Raw genomic sequence first — 2,525 nt, forward strand, 5'->3', positions numbered from 1 at the left:
TTTTATTTTTTTTTTCATCGTTTATAAAAGCTGAATGAATAATAAAATAATTATTATTAATGGTCCAAATATTAATCTATTAGGTGAAAGAGAACAATCACAATATGGATCGATCACTTTTGACAAACTTAAAGAAAAATGCTTGGCAAAATCAAAAGAATTAGGGCTTTCGACTGAATTTGCACAATCAAATGTTGAGGGGGAATTGGTCAATATAATTCAAAATGCTAGAGAAAAATTTGATGGTATAATAATTAATGCCGCTGCATTTACGCACACCTCAATTGCAATTAGAGATGCTTTAGAAATTTTTAAAAAACCTATTATTGAAGTGCATATTTCAAATATCTATAAACGTGAAGAATTTAGAAAAAAATCTTTAATAAGTGACGTAGTTACTGGTGGAATATTTGGCCTAAATGCTGATGGTTATATTTTAGCCATAATTTCAATGCAAAAGCTAATCCAAAATGAAAATAGATAAAAAAATAATAAAAGAGTTAAGTGATTATTTGGATGAATTTAATCTTACTGAACTGGAATACACTGAAAAAGATACCAAAATAAAAGTCTCGAAAAATAATATTTCAATTAATAATCAAACAAATCAAACTTTATCTAAAGAAATAAGCTCAGATAAAAATATGGAAAGTCAAAATAATATATCTGGTATTGAAGTTACATCACCAATTATTGGCACTGCTTACCATGCACCTGAACCAGGAGCTAAAAAATTCGTAGAGGTTGGAAAGAAAATAAAAAAAGGCGACACCGTTATGATTGTGGAGGCTATGAAAACTATGAATCATGTCCCCTCAAGTTCTGATGGAATAGTAAAAAAGATACTTGTAGCTGATGGTCAACCTGTTGAATTTGGCCAAACTCTTATCATTTTAGAATAATGTTTAAAAAAATTTTGATTGCAAATCGTGGGGAAATTGCAGTTAGAATTATAAGAGCCTGTAAAGAATGGGGAATTTCTACTGTTGCTGTTCATTCTGACGTAGATAGAGAAAGTATGCATGTAAAATTAGCAGATGAAAGTGTTTGTATAGGCTCTCATCAACCGGCTAATAGTTATTTAAATATTCCTGCACTTTTATCAGCTATAGATTTAACTAATGCTGAGGCAGTTCATCCTGGTTATGGTTTTTTATCTGAAAATGCAAACTTCGCAAAGATACTTGAAGAGAATAAAATCAAATTTATTGGTGCTTCTGCAAAACATATAGAAATGATGGGAGATAAAATTCAAGCAAAAAAAATTGCAAAAGAAAATGGATTACCTGTCATAGAGGGGTCTGAGGGTGGTGTTCGAGATGTGGCTGCAGCAAAAGAATTGTGTAATAAAATTGGTTTCCCGGTCTTAATTAAAGCCTCTGGAGGTGGAGGAGGCAAAGGTATGAAAATTGTTCAAAAAGAGGAGGATTTTGAGACACTATTTTCTACAGCAAAATCTGAAGCAAAAAAATATTTTGGTAATGATGAAGTTTATATAGAAAAATTTTTTCAAAATCCAAGACATATAGAAGTTCAAATTTTAGCTGGAAAAAATGCAACAATTCACTTGCATGAAAGAGATTGTTCTGTTCAGAGAAGACATCAAAAATTAATTGAAGAAACTCCAAGTCCAGTTTTAAATGATGAAATAAGGAAAGATTTATTTAATAAAACTGTAAATATGGTTAGAAAAATTGGCTATCAAGGAGCTGGTACGGTAGAATTCATATATGAAGATGGAAAATTTTATTTTTTAGAGATGAATACAAGAGTTCAGGTCGAACATCCTGTTACAGAAATGGTTACTGGAATAGATATAATTAAAGAACAAATATGGATTGCTTTTACTGGTGAAACAGCACTTAAACAATCAGATATAAATCCTAGAGGCCATGCTATTGAATGTAGAATAAATGCTGAAGATCCAGAAAAAAATTTTCAGCCATCTCCAGGTACTATCGGAATGTGTCATCAACCATCTGGTTTTAGAACAAGAGTAGATGGAGCAATATTTCAAGGTTATAAAGTAACTCCATATTATGATAGCATGATTTGTAAACTAATTTGTCATGGCAGAAATAGAGGAGAAGCAATTCAAAGAATGAATAGATCATTGGATGAATTTGTTATTGAGGGTATTACAACAACAATACCTTTACACAAAAAACTTTTAAATCATAAAAAATTCATTGAATCAAATTTCAATGTAAGTTGGTTAGATAATGAAAAAATAGATTAATAACAACTTACTAACCAAATATCATATACAGGGTGATCAAATGGAGTTATGGACGGGCTTGATGAGAACATCCAACCATTAAAAACAAACACATCATCTTTGTTTTTATTTGTTAAATCACTCACTTGAACATAAGCTGTAATTTCTGGATTATCATCAAATTCAGAATTTTTACACTTCATACTTCTAATAAGAAGATCTTTATATTTTTTTGGTTCTCCATTTTTGAGTTTTATCAAAATATTTTTCGAAGAAATTTTATCTAAAATTTTTATATTAGTATAAT

4 protein-coding genes are annotated in these 2,525 nt (G+C 29.8%); 3 read left to right on the top strand and 1 reads right to left on the bottom strand.

The annotated features are described in order from the left end of the window. The first annotated feature begins 34 nt into the window (after positions 1-34). Genes aroQ through accC form a run of 3 tightly spaced genes read left to right on the top strand, consistent with a single transcriptional unit; the run spans position 35 to position 2,239 of the window. Positions 35-484: a type II 3-dehydroquinate dehydratase gene (aroQ, locus tag ACTT83_RS02535; RefSeq protein ID WP_440916618.1), complete on the top strand. Its 450-nt coding sequence runs from the start codon at positions 35-37 to the stop codon at positions 482-484. After that, the gene (locus tag ACTT83_RS02540; RefSeq protein ID WP_440918606.1) at positions 471-902 is read left to right on the top strand and encodes an acetyl-CoA carboxylase biotin carboxyl carrier protein; all 432 of its coding nucleotides are present in this window, start codon (positions 471-473) and stop codon (positions 900-902) included. The genes aroQ and ACTT83_RS02540 overlap by 14 nt, the downstream gene beginning before the upstream one ends. Beyond that, a complete protein-coding gene (accC, locus tag ACTT83_RS02545; protein ID WP_440918607.1) occupies positions 902-2,239 on the top strand; it encodes an acetyl-CoA carboxylase biotin carboxylase subunit in 1,338 nt (445 codons plus the stop codon). The genes ACTT83_RS02540 and accC overlap by 1 nt, the downstream gene beginning before the upstream one ends. On the opposite strand, the gene ACTT83_RS02550 is transcribed toward accC, so the two are convergent. After that, on the bottom strand, positions 2,236-2,525 hold a 290-nt coding region (locus ACTT83_RS02550; protein ID WP_440918608.1), incomplete at its 5' end, for a DUF2155 domain-containing protein. The two genes, accC and ACTT83_RS02550, sit on opposite strands and share 4 nt — an antisense overlap.

Source organism: Candidatus Pelagibacter sp., from assembly GCF_052049775.1.
GTDB lineage: Bacteria > Pseudomonadota > Alphaproteobacteria > Pelagibacterales > Pelagibacteraceae > Pelagibacter.

Excerpts from the sequence above, each read along its gene's own strand:
- accC (WP_440918607.1), top strand. The coding sequence starts at position 902 with ATGTTTAAAAAAATTTTGATTGCAAATCGTGGGGAAATTGCAGTTAGA.
- aroQ (WP_440916618.1), top strand. The coding sequence starts at position 35 with ATGAATAATAAAATAATTATTATTAATGGTCCAAATATTAATCTATTA.
- ACTT83_RS02540 (WP_440918606.1), top strand. The coding sequence starts at position 471 with ATGAAAATAGATAAAAAAATAATAAAAGAGTTAAGTGATTATTTGGAT.